The organism is uncultured Campylobacter sp., from assembly GCF_938015785.1.
In the GTDB taxonomy this organism is placed as follows: Bacteria; Campylobacterota; Campylobacteria; order Campylobacterales; family Campylobacteraceae; genus Campylobacter_B.
In genome coordinates, this window is record NZ_CALLWC010000007.1 from 1 (window position 1) to 22,355 (window position 22,355).

Here is a 22,355-nt window from a genome sequence, read left to right on the forward strand (position 1 = left end):
CGCTGGCACCGATTCCAATGTGCGAAAACGCCCCCACCTTCACGCCGCCCGCAAGCGCTGCGTTAGGGCTAATGTGCGCAAACTCGCCGATCTCGCACTCGTGCTCGATTACGACGCCTGAATTGATTATCACGCCGCGACCGATTTTAGCTCGCGCATTTATCACGGCGCCGGGCATTACGACCGCGCCCTCGCCGATAGCAGCGCTTGGGCTAACGATGGCGCTTTGATGAATTAGCGTCGCTATCTCAAAACCCGCGCGTACTACTTTTTCTTGGATCTTTGCGCGGGTTTTATTATCGCCGATTGCGATTATTACGGGGTGCTTCGGCAGATCCTCGCTAAATTTCAGCCCTGCCGCGTCGTCTAAAAAAACGACCTCGCTAAATTTAGCCCCGCGCGCGGCTAGCGCAACGTCGGCGACCACTAGCCCGTGTCCGCTCGCGCCATAGACGTAAATTTTAGTTGTGCCCATTAAATTTCTCCGTCGTCGCCATGCCCTCTTTATTTACGCCCTCTTTCGCAAGCACTTTTTTAATCGTCAAAAGCGCGATCTTAAGATCGAGCGCGAAGCTTAAATTTTGCGCGTAATACGTATCGAACTCAAATTTTTTCTCCCAGCTGATCGCGTTGCGTCCATTTACCTGCGCAAGCCCCGTGATGCCCGGGCGCACGCTGTGCCTAAGGCGCTGCTGCGGCGAATAAAGCGACAGGTATTCGATCAGTAGCGGTCGCGGTCCGATGAAGCTCATATCGCCCTTTAGCACGTTGAAAAGCTGCGGCAGCTCATCCAGGCTTAGCGCACGGATCTTTTTGCCGTAATCGTTCAGCCGCGCTTCGTCGGGTAGAAGTTCGCCGTCTGCGCTGCGCTCGTCGCTCATCGTTTTAAATTTGTAAATTTTAAAAATTTGCTCATCAAGACCAGGGCGAGATTGCGTAAAAATCGCGCTTTTGCTAATATGCTTGCGGATTAAGAACCACGTAAGCGCCATCACGGGCGAAACCAAAATGATCAAAACCAAAGCCGCCGTAAAATCGAGCGCACGCTTTAAAAAACACCTATACATCGATAAATTTCTTATAAACCTCTAAATATTTTTCCGTGACGATCTTTTCGTCGTAATTTGCAAGTACCATCTTGCGCCCGTTTCGCCCTAGCCTCTCGCAAAGCGGCTCATCATCTAGCAAAATTTCGATCTTTCGCGCAAGATCATTCGCGTCGCGAGTGCGGCATATTAGACCGTTTACCCCATCCTGCACGGCTTCTACGCAGCCGCTGCAGTCGCTTACCACGCAGGCTCGCGCCATGCTCGTCGCCTCTAAAACCGTGCGCGGGAAGCCCTCCTTGTAGCTAGGCAGCGCCAGCAAGTAACTAGCTTTCAAAAGCTCAGGCACATCGTTTCTAGCACCCAGATAATGCACCGCACCACTTCGCAAAAACGTAGGATCGGCGGTGCTTTTATTGCCCGCAAAGCCCTCGCCTACGAAGACAAATTTTGCATCCGATCGATCTTTTAAAATTTCTGCTGCTTCGTAGAATTCTCTCACGCCCTTATGCCACATCGCGCGAGCTATCATCAGCACGATCTTTTTGCCGTGCAAATCCTCGCCCAGATCCGCCGCACTAACGATTTTGGGGTTGAATCTTTCAGCATCTACGCCTACACTTTTAATCCTTATGACCTTTTGCTTCTCAATAAGCCCGCGAGATAGCATATAATCAGGATCGGCATCGTTTACAAATACGCAAGCATCCGCCTGCGAAAATGAAAATTTATAAAGCTTTTCCAAGACAGCCCTCACGAGCCTTGTTTTAATATCTTCGTCGATATAAAAGCTACCCAGTCCCTCGACTAAGTTTATCACATATTTTATACCCGCCTCTCGAGCCGCCAGCGTACCAAACACGTTTGATTTGTGCGCAGCTGTTTGCAGCAGGTCCAAATTTAGCCTCTTTAGCTCGCGCGCAAGGGCTTTGGTGTTGCTAAATATGGTAAACGGATTTAAGCTCGCTCGATCAAGATCGTAGGTTATGGCATTAAAATCGCGCGCTAAATCCTGCGTATAAGCGCCACGAGGAGCAATTGCGAAAACCTCGTGCCCGCGCTCTTTTAAAGCCTGCATTATCGGGCGGCGAAAGAAATGTAAGCTCATATCGGCATGGCTTAAAAACCCTATGCGAGCCATCTGTTGCATTCCTTCTTTGGCGTTGCGAGATTAAATTTCATAAATTTCTCCTTAGCTTGCGGCAAAATTTATCTAGCGCTTTAATTTATAAACTTTCACAGCAGGGCTTAAGATCACAGGCTCGAATAGCTCGGGCCTATATCTTTCAAATACAAAAAGCTGAATATAGCTTGAGTTTAGCATCGTCTTATCTAGCAGCAAAAATCGCCCGTAATCGCGCATGAAAATCACGTAAAATTGCGCGCTGCTGTCCATATTAAACTCTTTGACCGCAAGCTTGCCGCTCGCGTCGTAGCTCGTTTCATAAAAGGTATTGATCGCAAATTTTCTGCCGCTATACTCTAAATTTAAAAGGCTCGGCGAGATCGAAAAGCCGTTGTCCATATGCACGCCGCTTTGATCCTGAACGAACCTATCGCTCGTTATGAAAAACAGCTCGCCCAGCTGCTTGCCGTCGGTGATGTCGATGTTTGAAAACTGCGTAACGACGGGGAAGATATTCATCATACGATCGGGCAAGATGTAATAGATGTCGCGCGTAGGCTTCGGCGGCTTAAAATCAGCCAGTCCTAAGCTTAAGATAAAGTCATTTACGTCCGTGGCGTTATAATCTTTTAAAATTTGCTTTAGCTTGTTTGGAATTTTTTCGCTATATCCACGCTCGGTGTATTCGACATCCAGGCGCGCCATATTTGCAGAGCTCATCTGATCTCTAAAAAGCGCAAAGCTAACAGGGAAATTATCATTGCCGAGGTGTTTGCCGCCGTCGATGAGAGTCTTTACGTCGCTGTAATAGCGTATGCCGTATCCGTAGTCCCACCACGAAAGCGCATAATCCTCGCGCTTCGCTTTATCTTTAAGCTCATCGAGCACCCGTACCTCACTTTGATAAAAGACCGTATCGACCTTGTACGAGACGATGTGCTGCCATGCGGGGTAAATGGCAAGCGCCGTTAAAATAAGCAGTATCGCGCGCCCTGCGATCTTTGGCAGATCCAAGCGCTTTACGCAAAAATACAAAATATATCCGAAGCTCAGTCCCATTACGCCCACTGCATAGATCGTAAATCTAAGGCCCGCTTTGTTCGCTGCAAAGCCCAAAAGCAGAAGCGGGATCGAGAGCAAAAATTCCTTATGCCTAAAGCAAAGCAGCAAATATCCGATTGCCGCGATCACGAAAACCGCGACGTGCGAGCTGATGCGCTCCATAAAGATATTAGTTGGCACGATGCCTGATTCTTGGATTGTTTGATTGACGTTGAAAAAATGAAATGCCGTATCGGCGTTGTCCGCGAAGGAGCGGAAGATATAAAATTTCGCCTGAAAGATGATCGGACTAAGACCTCCGTTTGCGACGAAAAAGACTACGGCAAGTGCGCCGATAATCGCTAAAATTTTAAAATTTAATAGCTTTCCTTTAAACGCAAAGAGCCAAAATAGCGCAAGCGAGATTAAAATTTTAGCTACCAAAGGCGTGGAGCAAAGCGCGATCAAAAAGATAATCATCGCTTCGTAATTTACCGCACTTTTTCGCTTAAAAATCAGCGTGTAGGCGAAAAACATGGTGAGCATCATGGAATTTAGCGAAAAGCTGGACGGGTACCACCACATATAAAATATCGTAAACGCACCCAGCCAAAACAGCGTGCTGCGCGAGCCGCGCGTACAAATGCGAATGAGCGCCCACAAAATACACATCGCAAGCACAATATTTAGCATATCGGTATCGTAATACCCCGCCATCGTGCGGTTGTAGTAGCTATTCGCCACGCTCGCGACAAGCGCGCCTATAAAGCCCGCGCGCATGCAGCGAAACTCACTTGAGATAAGCAATATCGGCACTACGATGAGCGAGCTAAACAAAGCCGGCAGATAAACGAAGATCGTCTCGATTTTAAAGGGCAAAATTTCAGCCAAAAACGCCGTCACGATCGAAAGCGGTGCACTAAAGTAGCTAAGATCGTTGGGCTGATGAAAGCCGGCGAGGCGGTCGCGCGCGCCCTCTGCAAAGGCATAGCCGTCGTTTGTGTTTATCATCAGCTCGCCATCCCAAAAGAAGTAGTTCACAAAGCCGCTCGCCCAGTGCACCCACCACATGCGAAACGCCACGCTAAAGGCAAATGCGAACACAATCATCAGCAAAATATGCTTGGAAAACTCATAATTTTTTATGAAGCCAAAAATTCTGCGCCTAGCAGGAAGCGCGCCGGCTGCCTGATTTTTAGAATTTTGGGAATTTTCTGCTGTAAAGCTTTTAGAATTATCAGAATTTATGCCGTTTGTAGAATTTAAAGCGCTTGCGGAATTCGCATTTTTAAATTTAGCCAAATTAGCGGCTTTTGCGGAATTTTTATTTGTAGAGTTCGCAACGCCAGCGGAATTTTTATTTATAGAATTTTTGCTCGTGGAATTCGCAGTGCCTTTCAAATTTGAGTTTGCAGAATTTGCGCCTGCGGAATTTTCAGAATTTACCGAGGTAGAATTTCGTCCGCTTGATTTTTTAGCCTTTTTGGATTTTTTTTGTGCTCGCATTTTTGCAGAAACAGCGCGCGCTTGATCGTCGCTTAAATTTTTAACGCCGGCGTGCGCGGAATTTTTGCTCGCAGAATTTTTTGTATCAAGCGCGGAATTTTTATCGCTCTGAGGCGCGGTATCCTCGCTACCCTCAATTGCGGCATTTTCTCCGCTAAAATTCTCACCGCCGCCTGCGGAATACTCTGCGTCAAAATTTCCCTCACTAGCAAAATTTTCGCTTAAGGCAGCTTTGTCGGCACCCATTGATTGCGCGCCTTTTTGATCGTCCGATCCTTCGTCGATCTCTCTAACGCTAAAAGCCTTTTTTTCTTCACCCACGCCTATTTTCCTTCGTCGATTTGTTCTATTTTTGCGATCAGCTCGCTTGCTATCCGTTTTTTATCGAAAAACGAGGCTCTAATTTTAGCCTTTTTCTCATAAAATTTTACATAATTTTCATCATCCAGCGCTTTTTGCATCGCCGCTTGAGTGCTTTCTAGGTCGTTTACGCCTACCAGCACGCCCCATTCGCTCTGCCCCATAAGCTCGCGCGCGCCGCTTTGATGATCGCTTGAAATCACGAGCTTGCCGCATGCAAGCGCTTCAATAAGCGCGTTTGAAAAGCCCTCAAAAAGGCTTACGAAGACAAACGCGTAGCATCTAGCCATATACTTATACGGATTTGCGTCAAAGCCCAAAAGCTTCACGCGACCGCCTAAGTCTAGCTCCTCTATCAGGGCCTCAAGCTCGGCTCGCAGCACGCCGTCGCCTAAGATCAGCAAGTCTTTGTCGTTATTTTTTAAATTTGCATACGCGCGGATCAAAAGTGCGTGGTTTTTGCCCGCATCAAGCCTGCCGACGCTTAGGAAAAACGGCCGCTCCTGCGCGACCTGCTCACCCGCTTTGCGACCGATCTCATCAAGATCGATCGCGTTATACAGCACGCTCATCTTGCGCTCGTCAATTCCGAAATTATCCGCCAGATCGCGCAGATTGCCGAGCGAATTAGGGAAGATAAAATCAGCCTTCGGATAGAGCTTGCGCAGCAAAAGCTTTGAAATTTTAGATTTGAAGCTCGCATCTTTATACAGCACCGACGGCGTCGAGCATTCGTTAAAAATCATCGCTCCGCCCAATCCGCAAACTCGCGCCAGCGCCGCCACGTAACACGGGCGGTTCATCCAAACAAAGTGAATATCAATGCCTAAGCGCTCGCATAGCTTTTTGTATCGCAGCGCCAAAAACGGCAGCTTTGCGAGCTTCAACAGTCCATTTTCAAAAGGGGCTGATTTTTCGATGAAGTGGATCTGCACGCCGCTTGGAATTTCATAAAAAATCCTCTCGTTCATCAGCACCAGATGCACTTCGTAGCGTGCCGTAAGCTCGCCTAAGAGGTTGCTTACGACGCGTTCGGCGCCGCCTCCTGCCATCGAATATATAAAAACGCTTAATTTCTTCATCCCTTTACCTTTTAAATATCGCTGCCGCGCCCTAAATTTAAGCTTTACTTACGCCTTTTTATGCGAGCATACGCCGCGCTGTTTAAATTTAGCGCGTTTTGTGCTACCCCAAGCGGCTAAAATTTCATCGCGCGATGCGGCTTTATAAATTTAAACGCACCGTTTTGCTCGGGCGCAAGAGCCTATCTTAGCATACCGAAGTTTAAATTTAATCCCTACACGCCGCTAGGGCATCGATAAGCGGCTGCTATTTGCGCGCAAACCGATCGATCAAGCCCTGCCAGAGCTCAACGATGCGCTCTTGCGAAAACTCGTCTAAATTTTCATTTGCATTTTGCACGAGAGCGTCTCGCAGCGCCTCATCACGCATTAAATTTTCAAGCTTGCTCGCAAGTTCATTCGCATCGCCGCGTTTAAACAAAATGCCGCTAAAGCCGTCCTTTATGAGCTCTTTTGCACCTGCTGTATCGCTGCTAAGCCGTGCGCAGCCGTAAAACGCAGACTCGATCAGCACGTTCGGAAGCCCCTCGCTAAGCGAGCTGAGTACAAAAATTTTGGCTTCTTTATACAGCTCGCTCACATCCTGTTTGTGCCCTAAAAATCGCACTTCAAGCCCGAGCTGTGCTGCCAGCTCGCGCAAGCTTTCGCGCAGCGAGCCGTCGCCCGCGATTAAAATTTCCCACTTCGCAAGCAGGCTTTTATCGATCCTGCTTAGCGCATCAAAGTAAATTTCATACCCCTTGACGGGCTCGAGCCTGCCGACGCTTAAGATCACGTTTTGCTTGGCGCCTTTGGTATCGCAGATCTCGCCGAAAAAGGGGTTGTGCACGACGAAGCAGTTTTTGACAAATCGCGAATAGTACTCAAAGTCCGAGCGCGTAAGCACCGTAAGCGCGTCCGCTTTTTTATAGCACAGATCGCGCACGCGGCTAAAAAGCCCGCTTGGCAGATAATCGTGCGCGTTGTGCTCGGTCGCGATGAGCGGGATGCCTAGCCCGAAGCTTGCGATCACGCACGCTACGTTCGTCCAGTCCATAAAGCTGATGATGACGCTTGGGCGCTCGCGCTTGAAACACTCGCGCAAAATTCTGTATTTATCGAACCTGCCGCCATTTTTATAAACATCCAGATGCAAAAATTTTATCTTTTCGCTAAATTTATACCTGCCCTCGTCATTTTCCAAAATCGCGATCGTAACGTCGTTTGCGCGCGCAAAATGGTTCGCCAAAACCTGAAGCACGCGCTCGGCGCCGCCGTTTCTAAGAGCTGCGATGACGAATAAAATTTTCATCTAAGCCCCTTGTAAATTTTATATAAAACCCGCAATAGAGCGGGGTTTGCGTAAAACAAAACCATTAAAATTTTTTGCGCCCTATTTGCGTGGCGCATGAAAAATTTAAAGTTTAAATTTTCACGCACAAAGCCGTGCAGCTGCGAAATGACGGCAGCCGCTTCATCGCCGCCCAACGCCTCGTCGCTATTTGGCGCCTTATCGCTTGAAATTTCGCCCGCGCCCTCTTTCGCGCTCGAATTTATGGCGCCGCTAGCAGGCGCGCTCATCTGCGATCTTATCATCATAAACGCCGTATTTAGGGCGGATTCGCAGCGCGTGAAGTTCGCCTCCTCCCTTAGCTGCGGATATGCAGAGACGATGGAGTCCGTAAATCTGCGCACGGCGGGGATCGCAGCCAGGTGGCGGCGCGAGAATGAATTAACGGTCGAGCCCGCCCTTACGCGGTAAAAATATAAAATTTCATCCGTGCACGCCGTAATAGAAGCGTTAAAAATATCAAAAAATATCGCCACATCCTCATAGATCTGCCCCGTAGGAAAGCGCAAAGCAGTGAAAATTTCGCGAGCAAACAGCGCGCGCCAAACCGCGGTGCTAAAATACGGATCCTGCGTGCAGCTGCGTCTAAAAAGCTCTTGCGGCGATATTTTGTATTCGCCTGCGTTGGCATTTGAATTTGCAGCTCCTCCTGGATCGCTAATCTCTTTAGAATTTTGATTTTCTTTAGAATTTAAAGCCGCCTTTAAATTATTTATTTCGCTCTCGTCGCTAAATGCTGTGTAGCCGCACATAGCTATTTTGGTGCAAAATTTCTGCGTCAGACGAAAAAGCGTCTCAATCAAATCAAGGCTTATCAAGTCGTCGCTGTCTACGAAACTGATAAACTCCCCGCGAGCGACATCCAAAGCAGCGTTTCGCGCGCTAGCCTGCCCGCCGTTTGGTTTATGCAGCACGCACACACGGGGATCGCGCGCAGCGTATTCGTCGCAAATCGCCTCGCTACCATCATTTGATCCATCATCTACGAGCAAAATTTCTAAGTTCGTATAGGTCTGCGCCGTGATGCGCTCCATGCAAGCGCGCAGAAATTCTTTGACATTATAAACGGGGATGATGACCGAGATTAGGGGATTTTCGCTCATTATTCCTCCCTGTGTATCGTAGCGGCTATGAAATCCAGCCAGCGTCGCCCGATCGTTTCAATTTTAAAGCTCTCCTCGCGCTTAGAGGCGTTTTGCACGAGCCGCTCGCGCAGCTTTTCGTCGCTCATTAGAATTTCAAGCTTTTTTGCGATGCTCGCGCTATCGCCTACAGGGCACAAAAACCCATCTACGCCATCGCTTATAAGCTCGCTAGGACCTGCGATGCAATCTGTGGAAATTCTAGCGGTGCCGAAAAATATGCTCTCCATCAAAATATTACAAAAGCCCTCCATCTTGGAGGTTACGACGACGATTTTAGCACGTTCATATAAGCTTTCGATATCGCGCACAAAGCCGATGAACTGCACATTTAAGCGCAGCTTCGCAGCTAGGCTTTCAAGGCTCTTTCGCTCCTCTCCGTCGCCAGCGATCACCACCTTCCACTCTTTTAAAAGATTGAAATCTATAAGCGCAAGCGCCTTAAGAAGGACATCAAAGCCCTTATAGACATTGAGCCGGCCGGCTGCTAGGATGATATTTTCTTTAGGCGGGCGGGCGTCTTTAGCATGGCTGATCTCAAACATCGGATTAGGCATAATCACGCGATTTTGCACATATGTGTAATGATCCAGATCAAATTTACTAAGCACACTAAGACCTGCAGCTTGCGGATAAAAGATCCGCTTTAGCGCTCGCCAGATCGGACTTTTTAAAAAACGATGATTGGTGTGTTCGGAGACGATGATTTTCTGCCCGACTCCTAGATTTGCGATAAGCGTAAGGACATTGGTATTATCTAAAAACGAGATTACTACGTCAAATTTACGACTTTTTAGAAGCCTGTGCAAGGCCAAAATTTTATCGTAGCGCTTTTTTATATTGCCAAATACTCCCAAATCGCCCACTCCTAAATCCAAGCTAAGAAGCTCGATCTTAGGATCCAGCGCGTAAAACGGCTCATCTGCGTCAAATTTTATCACACAGACTTCATTCTCACGGCAGAAAAAATTTGCCAGCACGCTTAGCACGCGCTCGGCACCGCCCTTGCCTAAAGCAGAAATTACCATAGCTATTTTCATTTTATGAGCCTAAACTTATTTTTAAAAATTTCATCGAATCCTCTCTTTTACGGCGCAACGCCTCATTTACGCCATCCCAATCGATAGTAGCGTTAAAGCGCGCGTCTTTGGGATCTTGCAAAGCTCTATCTTCAAGCCCGAATAAGCCCAAAAGCGAGCTAAAGCGCGACGCGCCGCGACTGGCATTAACGAGCACAAAAAACGGCTTATTAAAGATTATGGAAAATACGCAGCCGTGAAATGAGTCGGTTAACACAAACTCTGCGCCCGCAATAGCGCTTAGCCACGCTTTTATGCCGATGCGGTTACCGCGGTCGTTCACCTCATCTATCTCTAGGCCGCTTTGCTTTTTTAGTAGCTCTATCGCCGCTTCTGAGCGAGGCGATGGATCTAGGATATAGGCAAAACCCTTGCGCTGCGGCGCAAGGCTTAAAAATTTATCGTAAATCTCTTTGTTAGCCAAAAGTGTAGGATCCAGTACCAAGTGCGCATCTACGCCAAAGCATTCGCGCGCAAGCTTTACACCATCGCGCTCGCGCACCGAAATAGCTTTAAATTTAGCCAAATTTGCAGCGTGAGCTTTTAAATCTGCGGGGTTTTTAAGCCCACAAAGCCTATCTCCGCCGAAGCTTGCAGCATAGGCGATCCGCGTGCAGTTAGGCGGCAAAAATCCAAGGCTAAAGCAATCTGCAAAATCCGCAAAATAGCTAGGGCGAAAAACCTGATCGCTTCCTAAAATCACCGCTTCAAAGCGTTCTTTCTCGCACAGCGCCTTTAAATCCGCAGGCGTGCAAACAGGCGCGGTTGAAGGAATATTTTCCGATACAAACTCGCTAGTATCGCGCTCGTAAGAGGGATTAAATTTCGCGCCGCAAAACTCCTTTTTAAGCGCGCATGCCACTAAAAATTTAAGATACGCAATCGATAGTTTGCTTCTTTGCAGGTGCAAGTTTACGAGCCACGGCTCATGCCCTAGCCCCACTAGCACGCGGCTTAGCGCATAAGCTTGTAAAATTCCGCCGTAATTATTTACTAGCGGCAGGGTAAAAATCCCGATCTTCATGCAAACTTCCTATAAATTTTATATGCCGCGATCTTTGGTAGCGCCAAAAGCGCTAGCGCTTTATTCGCAGCGGCGATTTTTTTAAGCCTAGCAGCGATGAAATCATCACAATCAAAATGCGTAGCGCTATATCGCTGGATCTGAAGCTTCTGGCGCAATATGTAACGCTTAAGCGGGTTTTTCGCGCCGTAGAAAATTTCGTTTTTGCACTCTACCTGGCTTTGTTGCGAGCGCTGTACCTCTGCTGCGGATATCCGCTCGCAAAAAATCGCCTCGCGTGCCTGCTTCGTAGGCTGCGAAAACAGCGCGTCGATCTGAGCTGTGCGCGTAATTACGAGCGATGTGCCGCGCCACTCGCTCATTTCGCTTTGTAGCCACGCATCCATCAGCACGACGTCGGCGCATTTGGCAAAAACGTCAGTGCAGGAGTTGCACGCAAGCGGCGTAAAAGCGCGCGAGCTCCAGTATGCAAAGGCGCTACTACTGCGATCGTCTATCGCCTCACTGCCGTCTGCAGCGCGAAATTTAAAGCCAAAGCTCATCGCACTTTTGCCCGCGATTTTATATCTGTAATTAACCGCCGCGAGCTGCTTATGCTCTTTAAACGCAAGATCTGCTAGTTTATGCGTAAAACCAGCACCCTTGCCCTGTCCGCAAACCAGCCCAATAATAAAGCTTATGCGGGATTTAAGGCGCGGATTTTTGCTCGCAGCAAGCCTTAAAGCCTTAGCAAAGCATGGCAGCGCGCTGATCGCGTATCTGCCCTCGCGGCGCGACATCTCCTTTAGCACTGCTTCAAGCGTGAGCGGATAGTAAGCGGACGAGCGCGCACGAGTAAGCTCACCAGCATTTTTTATCACGCTAAATTTAAATAGCGGCGCGGAATTTTCGCCCGCATAATTTCGCGTGTTTTTAGAATTCTCGCAGGCAAAATCTTGCACTGATACGGAATTTTTACAAGAAGTTTTAGAATTCTGCGTGGAAATTTTATTTGTAAAATTTTGCGCGGAATTCTGTGTAAAATTTTCGCAAAAGGAATTTTGCGCACTCGTAAAATTTATAGAATCATCGTCCGCCAAATTCTGCGTTAAATTCGGAATTGTGGAATTCTGTTCGGAATTTTTGGTTGCGGAATTTTGCAAATTCTGTGGCTGCGCTAAATTATTGCAGGCAGAAAAATCACGCTTGGAATTTTGGGCTATAAAATCCCCCTCGTCCGCAGGCACAGCGCAAATCGCGTAATCAATGAGCCCGCGCGCAAAAAGCTCGCGAAAAATATAATCTCCCGCGCCGCCGCTTGCACTGCTTAAGCGCTGCGCTTCATCTTTTTTGTAGAATTTATAAGTGGCTAAAAACCTGCCAAAATCTGGGCTAAAGCTTTCCAGCTCTGCGTATGATTTAGAATTTAGCTCATTTTCAAGCATGTCTTTTTCGTAAAACGGGCAGACTTTTAGGCAGATATCACATTTGTCGCGGCACCCTTCGCCCTCCTCAGGCGCGTAAAATCCATTGCCTCCAAGCCGCATTTTTAGCACGCTAAAAGGGCAGCTACTCGCGCAGACGCCGCAGCCGATACAGCGGTCTTTCGTAACCACTTCGCTAATTACATTGAAGCTCAAGCCCGCCTCCTTATCTTAGCCGCAATGCCGCCAAAAATCGCGCGTTCGTAATCGTTCATCGCCCAAAAATATGCGCTTAGCACAAACATAGCCGAATAAAGCCCGCCGCAAATTAGCAAAAAGCTCACTCCATGTAAGCCTAATGCGTAATTTATCGCTAGGCTTACTGCGATTGCGGGAGCAAATTTTACTACCATCGCGCCAATATTTCGCCAAAATTTAGCGATGTCGAGTCTGATTACACGAGCATAGTAGATATTCATCACGCAGATATTTAGCAAGGTGATCGCAAAAGCCGTACCGCACGCAGCGCCCACGCCACCGTAAGCCTTAGCTAGCGGGATAGAAATAGCGATATTTACGAGCGTGACGCAAAACGCGGCGATTGAGCGAAATTTGACTTTGTTTTTTGCCTGAAGCACGGCTAGGCCTAAATTTTGAATCAACGGCACGCTTACTGGAAGTACCAAAATAAGCGCGATTGCGTATGAAATTTCATAATTTGTGCCAGCCCATAGCACGATAAACTCTCGCCCAAAAATCACCAAAAGCGACGCGATAAAAAATATCACGTAAAATTGCAGCCTGCCTATCTTGATAAATTCCGCGCTAAGCTCGGAATCGGTGGAGTTTGCAGAGACCATTTTGGCAATTTTAGGAAGCATTACGCCGCTAATGGTGAGCGAAAGCGTGACGAAAGTGGCATTTATCGTGCTTGCTACGGCATACGTGGAGACCGCCGTAGCGCCTGCGACCGCGCCTAAGATAAAATTATCGACATTCCAGTTTACTTGATCGACTACGATGCCTAAAAATATAAAAAACGAGTAGCCAAAAATTTGCTTAAGCGTGGGGGTGTCGAAATTTCGCACGCTTATCACGGGCGAGACTTTGCGCTTGCAGTAGATGAAATCTGCCGCGACGCAGATTAAATTTACCGCCGTAGCGATGATTACGATCGCGATAGCCTTATATCCCAAAAGTAGCGCAGGCACCGCAGCTAGCGGCAGAGCGATCGTACGAAAGATCCCAATTATCTTGATAAATACGAAATTCTCATGCGCTGTAAGGATCGACGAATAGATGCTAAAAGGAAAACTAATCGCTAAATTCGCAGTTAGCAGCATTAGCATAATGCGAATTTCGCCCATCTCGCTAGTGCTTAGCTTAGCGCCAAAAATCGCGTGCAGATTGGCCAGCAGCGCAGCTCCCGCAAGCACGACCACCGCGCTCATTACCAAATACACGCTAAAAATCGTGCCGTGCAGCTTATGCATGCGCTCCACTTCGCCACTTGAGGCGTATTTGGCGGTATAGACCGTCACGGCGTTGCCGAAACCTAAATCCAAAATCGCCAAATAGCCGATAACGCTGCTTGATAAAGAATATAGCCCAAACTCGCTCTGCCCCAGCGCCCGCAGAAAAAACGGCGTATAAACCAAAGTAAGTATCGTAGAAACAAAGATATTCACATACGATAGCACGACGCCGAGCTTGCGCTGCGCGGCTTCGGGGGCGTTTAGAATTTTAAGCAAACAAGGCTTCCTTTTGCTCGCCGCTATTAAACGCGACGGAGTAAAATTTTAAAATTTCAAATCGCACTTTCACGCTAGAACCTAGAGCTTCTTTTCCCAATTTAGCGCGCTTAGGATGATCTCATCCAGGCTCTCGTGCTCAGGATGCCAAGAGGTTTTGGTGCGAATTTTATCCGCGTTTGAGATGAGGCAGGCAGGATCGCCCGCTCTGCGCGGAGCGATCTGCACTTTAAAATCCACGCCGCTTACTTTTTTGGCTTCATTGACGACCTCTTTTACGCTAAAGCCCGTGCCGTAGCCTACGTTAAATACCGCGCTATCACCGCTTTGCAGATAATCAAGCACCGCCAGATGCGCGCTTGCGAGGTCTTCTACGTGGATGTAGTCGCGTATGCAGGTGCCATCCTTGGTGTCGTAATCATCGCCGAAAATGCTCATCTTATCGCGCTTGCCGACGATAGTTTGAGTTGCAACCTTGATAAGATGCGTCGCGTTCGGATAGTTTTGCCCGATCGTGCCGTCGCTAGCCGCACCTGCAACGTTGAAGTAGCGCAAAATTCCATATTTAAAATTTGGATTTGCCGCCGCCACGTCTTTTAGCACCCACTCGACCATCAGCTTGCTTCTGCCATACGGATTGATCGGATTTTGCGGAGTTTCTTCGCTTACTTGCGGGACGCCTGGCTCGCCGTAGGTCGCCGCAGTGGAGCTAAAGATGAAATCTTTCACGCCGTATTTGTTCGCAAGCGCGATTAAATTCATCGCGTTGGCGGTGTTGTTTAGATAGTATTTTAGCGGATTTTGCGTGCTTTCAAAAACCTCGATAAACGCCGCAAAGTGAATGATCGCGTCAAACTTTTCGCGCTTAAAAAGCTCCTCGATTGCAGGGATGTTTTCCAGGCTTTCCTGTACGAACTCAAACTCGCCTATCTTGCGAAGCGCCTCGATCGCTCGCATAGAGCCTTTGCAAAGATTATCCAGTATGACGACGTCGTGGCGGTTCGCTTCTAAAAGCGCTTTTGCGACGTGGCTGCCGATGTATCCCGCGCCGCCTGTGATTAAAATTTTCATCTATTCTCCTTCGGATCAAATTTATCAAAATACGCGATTATAGCCCCTTAGATTAAATCGCTGGTCGCACGCGCAAAAATACGGGGAAGCGCGGCTTTTTCTCGCGGGTTAGGTTTTGGTATTGATAGGTGATGATCGTGCCCACCTTAGGCGGATTTGCCCGCATTTCGTCGCTAAAGCCCGTGCCTACTTTAAATTTCGCCCCGCTACGTAGATCTACACAGCTAAGCGAGCCCATCTTGCCCTCGTTTTTGCCGTAGCCCGGGTTGATTTTTACGACCTTGCAATCGCTATCGTGCGTCTTTTTGTATTTTAAAATTTTATCGCTGCGCCCGCTTTCATAAAGCGCGTTTGGATCGCGCAGCACGACCCCCTCGCCGCCTGCTGCGATGACGCGATCAAAATACGCCTGCACGTCGGCGTGCGTACTTACCGGGGTCTGCTGCACGATGAGTAAATTTTGCGCGCCGCTTGAAGCGATAAAATTTCTTAAAATTTCCATCTTTGCGCTTAGGTTTTTCTGCTCCTTCGGCAGGTCAAACGCGTAAAATTTCACCCTGCTCCACCGCTCATCGGGCACGCTAGAAGATACTATCGATACGAGCTGCTCAAACTCCCCGCGCGCCGTGTATAGCTCGCCGTCCACGAAAAACGGCGGAAAACCCGTGCTCCAGCCCTCGGGGGCGTTTATGATCTTGCCGCGTCTGGAGCGCAGATTTTTGCCGTCCCAGATCGCGCGCACGCCGTCTAGCTTCTCACTGATGACCCAGCCCGTGATATTCATGCCCGGGACGTACTCTTTAAGCAGCATCGGTTTAAATTTAGCCTCGTCCGCTACCGCGCCGCAAACCAAAAATAGCGCACCCAAAACCGCGCCTTTTAAAATTTTAAAAATTTCACTTCGCATATGCCGCCAGTTCCTTTTCTATAAATTCGCAAAAAACGGGCGTATAGCTCATGCCCGCGCACTCTTTTTGCAAAAATTCGCCCATCACCGCGATGTAATTCAGATAATCGTCCTTGGTGATCTTACCGCGCAAAAGCTCGTATTTCAAAAACAGCCAGTAGGTGTTGAGTACATCGGATCTGCAGTACTCGTCGATCTTGGCCTGTTCGCCTGCATAATACAGCTGCAAGACCTGATCGCCGTGCACATCGTATTTGCCGGGAAGGCCCACGCTAGCGCAGATATGATCGAGCTTGAGCCCGCGAACGGCGCCAAAATCGCTGATGTGATCGAGCAGATCCAGATGGAACCGCCCGTCGTAGCGGCTGCGGTAGTTCTCCCATTTGCTCTTGTTGTTATCGCGATCGTTCGTCTCAAAATACGCCGCGGCGCTTAGATCGTAACACATCGCGCGCGCCATAATCATCGGCAGATCGAACCCGCGCCCGTTGAAGCTCACGAGGCGCGGATTAAAATCCTCGATGAAGGTTAGGAATTTTGCGATTTTATCGCGTTCGTTCTCGCCATCGAGCGTCGAGACGCGCAAAAATCTGCCGAATCCGTCCGCCATCACGGCGCTAATGCTAACGACGCGGTGGAAGCAAACGGGCAGGAATTCGCTGCCGGTTTTTTCTTTGAAAATCTCCATCGCCCTAAGCGAGAGCAATTTGTGGTTTAAAATTTTGCTTTTATCCGCGTTAAAGATCGGCTGCTCGCCATAAATTTTAAAATTTAGCGCGTTTAACGCGAGATCTTGCGCGGAATTTGAAGCGAGATTTTCGCTCTTTGAGCTTTGGGATGCGGAGATTTGAGGCGTAGAGCTTTCCGCCGCGAAATTCTGAGGCACAGGACTTAGGAGCGCGGAATTTTCTATCGCGGCGCCCTGTGCCTCGGAGCCTTGAGGCGCGGTATCATCGTAGGTTAAATTTAGCGATGCGGAATTTTTGGGCGCCGTATTTTGCGACATGGAATTTTCGCTCGTAAAATTTCCATGCGTTGGATTTTCAGCGGAATTTTCACTCGCGAAGCTTTGAAGCACAGCATCTTGTTGCGTAAAATTTTGAGGCGCGGAATTTTGCTCGGAATTTTTTATTTCAAAATTCTGCTCCGCCAAATTTACAGCAAAATTTAAAGACGCGCTTTGCTTCTCGCCGCCGATCTTTTGCGAGAGCTGCGCGTCAAGAAGCTTTGAGAAGTTTTTTTTATCGAAAGGCTCAAAGCAGCCCGCGATCGCATCCTCATCCAGCACCCGCACCAGCGCCGCTACGTCGGGGATCGTCTCGCAGTCGAATACGCAGATATAATCCTTTTTCATTAAGCTCCTTCCTGGCGGCTTTTACCGCTTTTTTCAAAAACAGCTCTGAAATAATCTTCTATCTCCATGCCGTTTTTAGGTATGCTCGCTAGATCGAGCTCCTTGCTCATCCAAGGTTCTCATCGCCGCTTCCAATCTTAAAATTTTACGCTGCCGTATTTTCGCGGCAAAAGGGGCGTGCGCGGAGGCGGGCAAATTTCGCTACCACTCGCTGCGGCGTAATTACCGCGCGCAAAAGCGCGCCGATCGTTAAATTTATCCTTCGATCAAGCGCTTGATACCCGGCAAAATCTCGCCAGACGCCTCGCAAATCCTGCTTCGCAGCACGCTAAAATCGCCGCAGTAATCGCCCAGAAGCTGCAAAATATCGTCTCTGATAGCTTGCGAGCGCTCGCTCAGAAGCAGCTCCTGCAAAAGGGCGAAAATTTCGCTCTCATGCGCCAGCGTGCAGCCGTAGTAGGGATCAAGGTAATAATCTAAACACAACAGAAGCGAGGCCTTTTCGGCTTCGTCATCGCCTCGCAAAACGGCTGCGATACCCTCTATGCCGCCCTCTGCTATGGCTTTGTGCCTAGCCTCGTAATATACCGTGCGCGTCAAATTTTGCCCTTTTTGCACGCCGTTTATTCGGTCTTAGCCGCATCCCATGCAAGGATCGTCTTACCCTCGGCGTCGGTAGTCACGTCGCCCATGCCCATGACGTTGTAGCCGCAATCGACGTAGTGCACCTCGCCTGTCACGCCGCTAGCAAGGTCGCTAAGCAGATACATTGCGCTCTTGCCGACGTCTTGCGTCGTGACGTTGCGTTTTAGCGGCGCGTTGATCTCGTTGTAGCGCAAAATCATCCTAAAATCGCCGATTCCGCTTGCGGCAAGCGTTTTGATAGGACCAGCACTGATAGCGTTTACGCGGATGCCGCGCGCGCCAAGATCGTGAGCGAGATAGCGCACGGAGCTTTCAAGCGCTGCTTTTGCGACGCCCATGACGTTGTAGTGAGGTACGAATTTCGGCCCTCCGAGGTAGGTTAGCGTGAGCACCGAGCCACCCTCTTTTAGCACTGGTAGCACTGCGCGCGTGAGGCTTAGTAGCGAATACACGCTCGTGCCCATCGCGATATCAAAGGCTTCTTTTGTGGTGTTTACAAACTCGCCCTCTAGCGCTTCTTTCGGCGCGTAGGCCACGGCATGCACGACGAAATCTATCTCGCCAAGGTCTGCTTTGATGCGATCCGCAAGACCGTCAAGGTGAGCGGAGTTATTTACGTCGAGCTCATAGACGAATTTGCTCCCAAACTCCTCAGCGATCGGCTCTACGCGTTTTTTAAGCGCGTCGTTTAGGTAAGTAAACGCCATCTGCGCACCCTGCTCGTGACAAGCTTCGGCGATGCCGTAAGCGATGGATTTGGCGTTAGCGACGCCAACGATGAGACCCTTTTTGCCTTTTAAAATCATTATTTCTCCTTTAAAATTTGCTTGGCTTTTGAGCGCTTTTTGGCGATTTTGTTAAAATTTTGCTCGGCAGACTATATGTCTAGCCTACGCAAAATTTTAACTGCAAAGCCCCAAAAATCATCTCAAAATCCTTCGCAATTTGACTTAAAAATTGCAATTCAAATTTGAAACCAAATTTGATAGCGGCAGTATCGCGAAGCTAGACTAGGCGACTTAAAATTTTGCGACGGGAGTTACCCTATTAGGTAATGACCGAGCAAAATTTTAAGGCAACGAAGTATAGCGATGCGAGACGACGCGTATAAGCTCCAAAAACTTCGACGCGTCCCAGCTCGCCGTACCCACTAACACCCCATCGCAGTTTTCAATACCCACAATACCGCCGATATTTGCGGCGTTTACGCTGCCTCCGTAAAGTAGCGGCGCGGAGCTTTCGGTGCGTAAAAACTTCAGCATTCTTTCGATCTGCTCGCGCTGCGCGCTTCTGCCCGTACCGATCGCCCAGACGGGCTCGTAGGCTAGTACTAAGCTCGGATATTTTAGATCGATACCCTCAAGCTGCGCCGCTACGAAGCCCTCGCTGCGATCTTGCGCGAATGCCGCCTCGTCCTCTCCGACGCAAAAGACGATGCGCCAGCCGCGTGCTGCGGCAAAACTGAATTTCTCTCTTATCAGCTCCGCGCTCTCGCCCAAAATAGCGCGCCGCTCACTATGTCCGATAAGAACGGTTTTGATGTCGAATTCCGCCAGCATATCGCCGCCGATTTCGCCCGTAAAGCTGCCGTGCGCGGCAGGATAGAAATTCTGAGCGCCTTGAGTAAAATTTTTCACCCCTGCGCAAAATGCGCTAGCAGGAGGAAAAACTAGAATTTCATCCTCGCGCGAAATTACGCCCGCTAAGCCCTCATCTAAAGCTTTAGCGTACCGCTCAAAGCTAGCACGGGTATGGTTGCATTTAAGATTCGCCGCCAGTATCATCGCAGCTCCGTTTTAGCGGTAAGCACTCGCACGCCCGGCAGCTCCTTGCCCTCGATGAGTTCTAAGCTCGCACCGCCTCCGGTAGAAATAAAAGTCATATCGTCGGCGTTGCCCGCGCGTTCGACGACATCTGCGGTATCGCCGCCTCCCACTACGGTCGTGGCGTCACTATCTGCGATCGCGTGCGATATATGCAGGCTGCCGCGAGCGAATTTATCGATCTCAAAAACCCCCATCGGTCCGTTCCACCAGATCGTTTGTGCATCGTCTAAGGCTTCTTTAAAAAGAGCTACGGTCGCAGGTCCGATATCTAGCCCCATCCAATCGCTTGGAATTTCTTGGACGGTAACCTTTTTTGTAACGGCGTCTTGCGAGCATTGCGGAGCTGCGACGGCATCGACGGGGATATAAATTTTAACCCCAAGCTCTTTGCCGCGGCGCAAGATATTTAGTGCGTCAGATATAAGATCCTCCTCTAAAAGCGAATTACCGATGTCATATCCGACGGCTTTTAAAAACGTAAACGCCATGCCGCCTCCGATGATGAGCTTATCGACTTTAGGAAGTAAATTTTTAAGCGCCTGAAGCTTGCCGCTTACTTTGCTGCCGCCCGTTACAGCTACAAAAGGACGCGCAGGATCTTTAATAAGGTCTTTGGCGAATTTTATCTCTTTTAGCAATAAAAATCCCGCCGCCTTATGCGCCTCATCGTAGAATTTCGTAATCGCCTCTACCGAAGCATGCGCGCGGTGACATACACCAAAAGCGTCGTTGATATAAAATTCCGCGTAGCTTGCGAGCCTCTTAGCTAGTGCTTCGTCGTTTTTGCTCTCGCCCTTTTCGAAGCGCAGATTATCTAGCAGAAGCACTTCGCCCTTTTTAAGCGAATTTACCGCAGCTCCTGCCTCCTCGCCCGCGACGTCGGAGACAAATTTTATCTCGCGCTCCAAAAGCCTAGATAGCCTCTTTACCACAGGCTTTAGGCTAAGTCTTTCTTCGTATCCGTTTTTCGGGCGCCCTAAATGACTGGCTAAAATTACCGCGCAGCCCTCGTCTAAGCAATATTTAATCGTAGGGATAGACGAACGGATGCGACGATCGTCCGTAATATTACAAAACTCATCCATCGGCACGTTAAAATCGCACCTGATAAAAACGCGCGCGCCCTCTTTAAATTTCAAATCTTTAATCGAAAGAATTTCGCCCATCTTATTTCCTTCTTTTTGCCGCATATAAGGCTAAATCTATGAGGCGCTCGCTATATCCCCACTCGTTGTCATACCAGCTCATCACTTTTATCAGATTGCCGTCAATTACCTGCGTGCAGTCGCTAGCTACGATGCTGGAGTATTCTGAAGTACAAAAATCACTGCTGACACGGCTATCGTCGTCTACGAGCAAAATTCCTTTCATCTCTTTAGAGGCATAGCGGCGGAAAATTTCATTTAGCTCCTCGGCACTCGTTTGTTTACGCGTTAGCACCGTTAGATCAACCATCGAAACGTTAGCCACCGGCACGCGCACAGATTGCCCGTGCATCCTACCGCTTAGCTGCGGAAGTACCTTACTAATCGCTTTTGCCGCGCCCGTCGTGGTCGGAGCGATATTAAGAGCCGCGGCGCGTGAACGGCGAAAATCCTTGGCTTTTACATCGACTAGACTCTGTCCATGTGTATAGGCGTGAATCGTCGTCATAAGACCCTTTTCGATACCAAGCTCATCGTCTAAAATTTTTGCAATCGGAGCTAGGCCGTTAGTGGTGCAGCTAGCGTTTGAGATGACGCGCTGTCCTGCATAAGCGCCCTCATTAACGCCGATTACGAAAGTAGGCGTATCGTCCTTGGCAGGCGCGCTCATTACGACTACGCCGATACCGTTATCTATGAACGGCTTGCATTTTTCGCTCGTTAAAAACGCACCAGTACATTCAAGCACAGCTTCTGCACCATCGCCCGCAAAATCAAGCTCTGCAGGCTCTCTGGTGGAATAGACGCGGATCTTTTTTCCGTCTACGGCTATGCATTCGTCGCTTATAATTTCTACTTTTTTACGAAACTCGCCGTGAACGGTGTCGTATTGAAGCAGGTATCTCGTAAGCTCGCGCTTAGCGGTATCGTTGATCGCCACAAGCTCTATATCGTCCCTGCTTAGCGCAATTCTAGCCGCGCACCTACCGATCCTTCCAAAGCCGTTAATTGCGATTTTTACTGCCATAAGGTTCTCCTTATTTGGGATGTTTTCAGCTGGAATTTTACTAAATTTGGGTTAATCTTTGATTAAATAAAAAGTCACGAAATCTAGGATTTACTTTTTGGCTATATAATTCGCGAACTTTTTTTAAAGGAGAAAAAATGAGACGAATTGTATTCTCGTCATTAGCGGCAATCGCGATTTTAAGCGGATGCAACCAACCTAAGGCCGATACGGCTCCGCAGCAAAAGCAAGAGTCCGTAGCGCATACGATCGTATTTCTACTCGGAGATACCGGAGATAAGCGCATCAGCCTTAGCTCGAACGATATGTTCGCAACGGGCGTGTTAACCGATGAAAAGGGTAAAAAGCATAATCTCAAACGCGCGGCTTCCGCAAGCGGCATAATGCTTACGAACGACGAAGGTATCGAGCTTCTTTTCAAACGCGGAGAGGGAGTGTATACACCGGGAAAAGGCAAGAAAGATATTCCGGTAACCTACACCGAGCACGA

20 protein-coding genes are annotated in these 22,355 nt (G+C 48.8%); 1 reads left to right on the forward strand and 19 read right to left on the reverse strand.

Translation table 11 applies throughout. The annotated features are described in order from the left end of the window. The 19 genes from pglD to gap form a co-directional block, all read right to left on the reverse strand. The coding region (gene pglD, locus Q0393_RS00330; RefSeq protein WP_298977047.1) for a UDP-N-acetylbacillosamine N-acetyltransferase at positions 1-475 on the reverse strand (475 nt) is incomplete at its 3' end. Beyond that, complete coding sequence (pglC, locus tag Q0393_RS00335; protein ID WP_298977049.1) at positions 462-1,067, reverse strand: undecaprenyl phosphate N,N'-diacetylbacillosamine 1-phosphate transferase; 606 nt, start codon at positions 1,065-1,067, stop codon at positions 462-464. The genes pglC and pglD, both read right to left, overlap by 14 nt. Beyond that, positions 1,060-2,187, reverse strand: coding sequence for a glycosyltransferase family 4 protein (locus Q0393_RS00340; protein ID WP_298977079.1), 1,128 nt, complete (start codon positions 2,185-2,187; stop codon positions 1,060-1,062). Before Q0393_RS00340 ends, pglC begins: the two co-directional genes overlap by 8 nt. A gap of 72 nt (positions 2,188-2,259) precedes the next feature. Continuing rightward, positions 2,260-5,040 carry an STT3 domain-containing protein gene (locus Q0393_RS00345; RefSeq protein WP_298977051.1) on the reverse strand — a complete coding sequence of 927 codons (2,781 nt, stop codon included), beginning with the start codon at positions 5,038-5,040 and terminating at the stop codon, positions 2,260-2,262. 2 nt (positions 5,041-5,042) lie between these two features. Continuing rightward, positions 5,043-6,161, reverse strand: a complete 1,119-nt coding sequence (locus tag Q0393_RS00350) for a glycosyltransferase (protein ID WP_298977053.1) — start codon at positions 6,159-6,161, stop codon at positions 5,043-5,045. Positions 6,162-6,408: 247 nt separating this feature from the next. Beyond that, the gene (locus tag Q0393_RS00355) at positions 6,409-7,452 is read right to left on the reverse strand and encodes a glycosyltransferase (RefSeq protein WP_298977055.1); all 1,044 of its coding nucleotides are present in this window, start codon (positions 7,450-7,452) and stop codon (positions 6,409-6,411) included. Then, complete coding sequence (locus Q0393_RS00360) at positions 7,449-8,594, reverse strand: glycosyltransferase (RefSeq protein ID WP_298977056.1); 1,146 nt, start codon at positions 8,592-8,594, stop codon at positions 7,449-7,451. Before Q0393_RS00360 ends, Q0393_RS00355 begins: the two co-directional genes overlap by 4 nt. Then, positions 8,594-9,673 carry a glycosyltransferase family 4 protein gene (locus Q0393_RS00365; RefSeq protein ID WP_298977057.1) on the reverse strand — a complete coding sequence of 360 codons (1,080 nt, stop codon included), beginning with the start codon at positions 9,671-9,673 and terminating at the stop codon, positions 8,594-8,596. The genes Q0393_RS00360 and Q0393_RS00365 overlap by 1 nt, the downstream gene beginning before the upstream one ends. A 1-nt stretch (position 9,674) precedes the next feature. Then, the gene (locus Q0393_RS00370; RefSeq protein ID WP_298977059.1) at positions 9,675-10,736 is read right to left on the reverse strand and encodes a polysaccharide pyruvyl transferase family protein; all 1,062 of its coding nucleotides are present in this window, start codon (positions 10,734-10,736) and stop codon (positions 9,675-9,677) included. Next, the gene (locus tag Q0393_RS00375) at positions 10,733-12,355 is read right to left on the reverse strand and encodes a Coenzyme F420 hydrogenase/dehydrogenase, beta subunit C-terminal domain (RefSeq protein ID WP_298977061.1); all 1,623 of its coding nucleotides are present in this window, start codon (positions 12,353-12,355) and stop codon (positions 10,733-10,735) included. Before Q0393_RS00375 ends, Q0393_RS00370 begins: the two co-directional genes overlap by 4 nt. Continuing rightward, on the reverse strand, positions 12,352-13,890 hold the full coding sequence (locus Q0393_RS00380; RefSeq protein ID WP_298977062.1) for an oligosaccharide flippase family protein: 1,539 nt from the start codon (positions 13,888-13,890) through the stop codon (positions 12,352-12,354). The genes Q0393_RS00375 and Q0393_RS00380 overlap by 4 nt, the downstream gene beginning before the upstream one ends. Before the next feature lie 81 nt (positions 13,891-13,971). After that, positions 13,972-14,961 (reverse strand): UDP-glucose 4-epimerase GalE, encoded by a 990-nt coding sequence (galE, locus tag Q0393_RS00385; RefSeq protein ID WP_298977063.1) that lies wholly within the window; start codon positions 14,959-14,961, stop codon positions 13,972-13,974. Positions 14,962-15,013: 52 nt separating this feature from the next. Next, positions 15,014-15,868, reverse strand: coding sequence for a DNA ligase (locus tag Q0393_RS00390; RefSeq protein ID WP_298977065.1), 855 nt, complete (start codon positions 15,866-15,868; stop codon positions 15,014-15,016). Continuing rightward, positions 15,858-17,222 carry a 3'-5' exonuclease gene (locus Q0393_RS00395; RefSeq protein WP_298977067.1) on the reverse strand — a complete coding sequence of 455 codons (1,365 nt, stop codon included), beginning with the start codon at positions 17,220-17,222 and terminating at the stop codon, positions 15,858-15,860. Before Q0393_RS00395 ends, Q0393_RS00390 begins: the two co-directional genes overlap by 11 nt. A gap of 255 nt (positions 17,223-17,477) precedes the next feature. Further along, the gene (locus Q0393_RS00400) at positions 17,478-17,822 is read right to left on the reverse strand and encodes a hypothetical protein (protein WP_298977068.1); all 345 of its coding nucleotides are present in this window, start codon (positions 17,820-17,822) and stop codon (positions 17,478-17,480) included. 23 nt (positions 17,823-17,845) lie between these two features. Next, positions 17,846-18,673: an enoyl-ACP reductase FabI gene (fabI, locus tag Q0393_RS00405; protein WP_298977069.1), complete on the reverse strand. Its 828-nt coding sequence runs from the start codon at positions 18,671-18,673 to the stop codon at positions 17,846-17,848. 264 nt (positions 18,674-18,937) lie between these two features. Beyond that, positions 18,938-19,651: a triose-phosphate isomerase gene (locus Q0393_RS00410; protein ID WP_298977071.1), complete on the reverse strand. Its 714-nt coding sequence runs from the start codon at positions 19,649-19,651 to the stop codon at positions 18,938-18,940. Then, positions 19,648-20,859 carry a phosphoglycerate kinase gene (gene pgk / locus Q0393_RS00415; RefSeq protein ID WP_298977073.1) on the reverse strand — a complete coding sequence of 404 codons (1,212 nt, stop codon included), beginning with the start codon at positions 20,857-20,859 and terminating at the stop codon, positions 19,648-19,650. Before pgk ends, Q0393_RS00410 begins: the two co-directional genes overlap by 4 nt. A gap of 1 nt (position 20,860) precedes the next feature. Further along, complete coding sequence (gap, locus tag Q0393_RS00420; protein ID WP_298977075.1) at positions 20,861-21,865, reverse strand: type I glyceraldehyde-3-phosphate dehydrogenase; 1,005 nt, start codon at positions 21,863-21,865, stop codon at positions 20,861-20,863. Between the two features lie 137 nt (positions 21,866-22,002). On the opposite strand from gap, the gene Q0393_RS00425 reads away from it, so the two are divergent. Beyond that, positions 22,003-22,355, forward strand: a 353-nt coding sequence (locus Q0393_RS00425; RefSeq protein ID WP_298977077.1) for a hypothetical protein, incomplete at its 3' end; no start/stop codon positions are given.

What these genes read in the sequence shown, in the direction of transcription:
- pglC (WP_298977049.1), bottom strand. Translation starts at nt 1,067, where the DNA reads ATGTATAGGTGTTTTTTAAAGCGTGCGCTCGATTTTACGGCGGCTTTG.
- Q0393_RS00340 (WP_298977079.1), bottom strand. Translation starts at nt 2,187, where the DNA reads ATGGCTCGCATAGGGTTTTTAAGCCATGCCGATATGAGCTTACATTTC.
- Q0393_RS00350 (WP_298977053.1), bottom strand. Translation starts at nt 6,161, where the DNA reads ATGAAGAAATTAAGCGTTTTTATATATTCGATGGCAGGAGGCGGCGCC.
- Q0393_RS00355 (WP_298977055.1), bottom strand. Translation starts at nt 7,452, where the DNA reads ATGAAAATTTTATTCGTCATCGCAGCTCTTAGAAACGGCGGCGCCGAG.
- Q0393_RS00360 (WP_298977056.1), bottom strand. Translation starts at nt 8,594, where the DNA reads ATGAGCGAAAATCCCCTAATCTCGGTCATCATCCCCGTTTATAATGTC.
- Q0393_RS00365 (WP_298977057.1), bottom strand. Translation starts at nt 9,673, where the DNA reads ATGAAAATAGCTATGGTAATTTCTGCTTTAGGCAAGGGCGGTGCCGAG.
- Q0393_RS00370 (WP_298977059.1), bottom strand. Translation starts at nt 10,736, where the DNA reads ATGAAGATCGGGATTTTTACCCTGCCGCTAGTAAATAATTACGGCGGA.
- galE (WP_298977063.1), bottom strand. Translation starts at nt 14,961, where the DNA reads ATGAAAATTTTAATCACAGGCGGCGCGGGATACATCGGCAGCCACGTC.
- Q0393_RS00390 (WP_298977065.1), bottom strand. Translation starts at nt 15,868, where the DNA reads ATGCGAAGTGAAATTTTTAAAATTTTAAAAGGCGCGGTTTTGGGTGCG.
- Q0393_RS00395 (WP_298977067.1), bottom strand. Translation starts at nt 17,222, where the DNA reads ATGAAAAAGGATTATATCTGCGTATTCGACTGCGAGACGATCCCCGAC.
- fabI (WP_298977069.1), bottom strand. Translation starts at nt 18,673, where the DNA reads ATGATTTTAAAAGGCAAAAAGGGTCTCATCGTTGGCGTCGCTAACGCC.
- Q0393_RS00410 (WP_298977071.1), bottom strand. Translation starts at nt 19,651, where the DNA reads ATGATACTGGCGGCGAATCTTAAATGCAACCATACCCGTGCTAGCTTT.
- pgk (WP_298977073.1), bottom strand. Translation starts at nt 20,859, where the DNA reads ATGGGCGAAATTCTTTCGATTAAAGATTTGAAATTTAAAGAGGGCGCG.
- gap (WP_298977075.1), bottom strand. Translation starts at nt 21,865, where the DNA reads ATGGCAGTAAAAATCGCAATTAACGGCTTTGGAAGGATCGGTAGGTGC.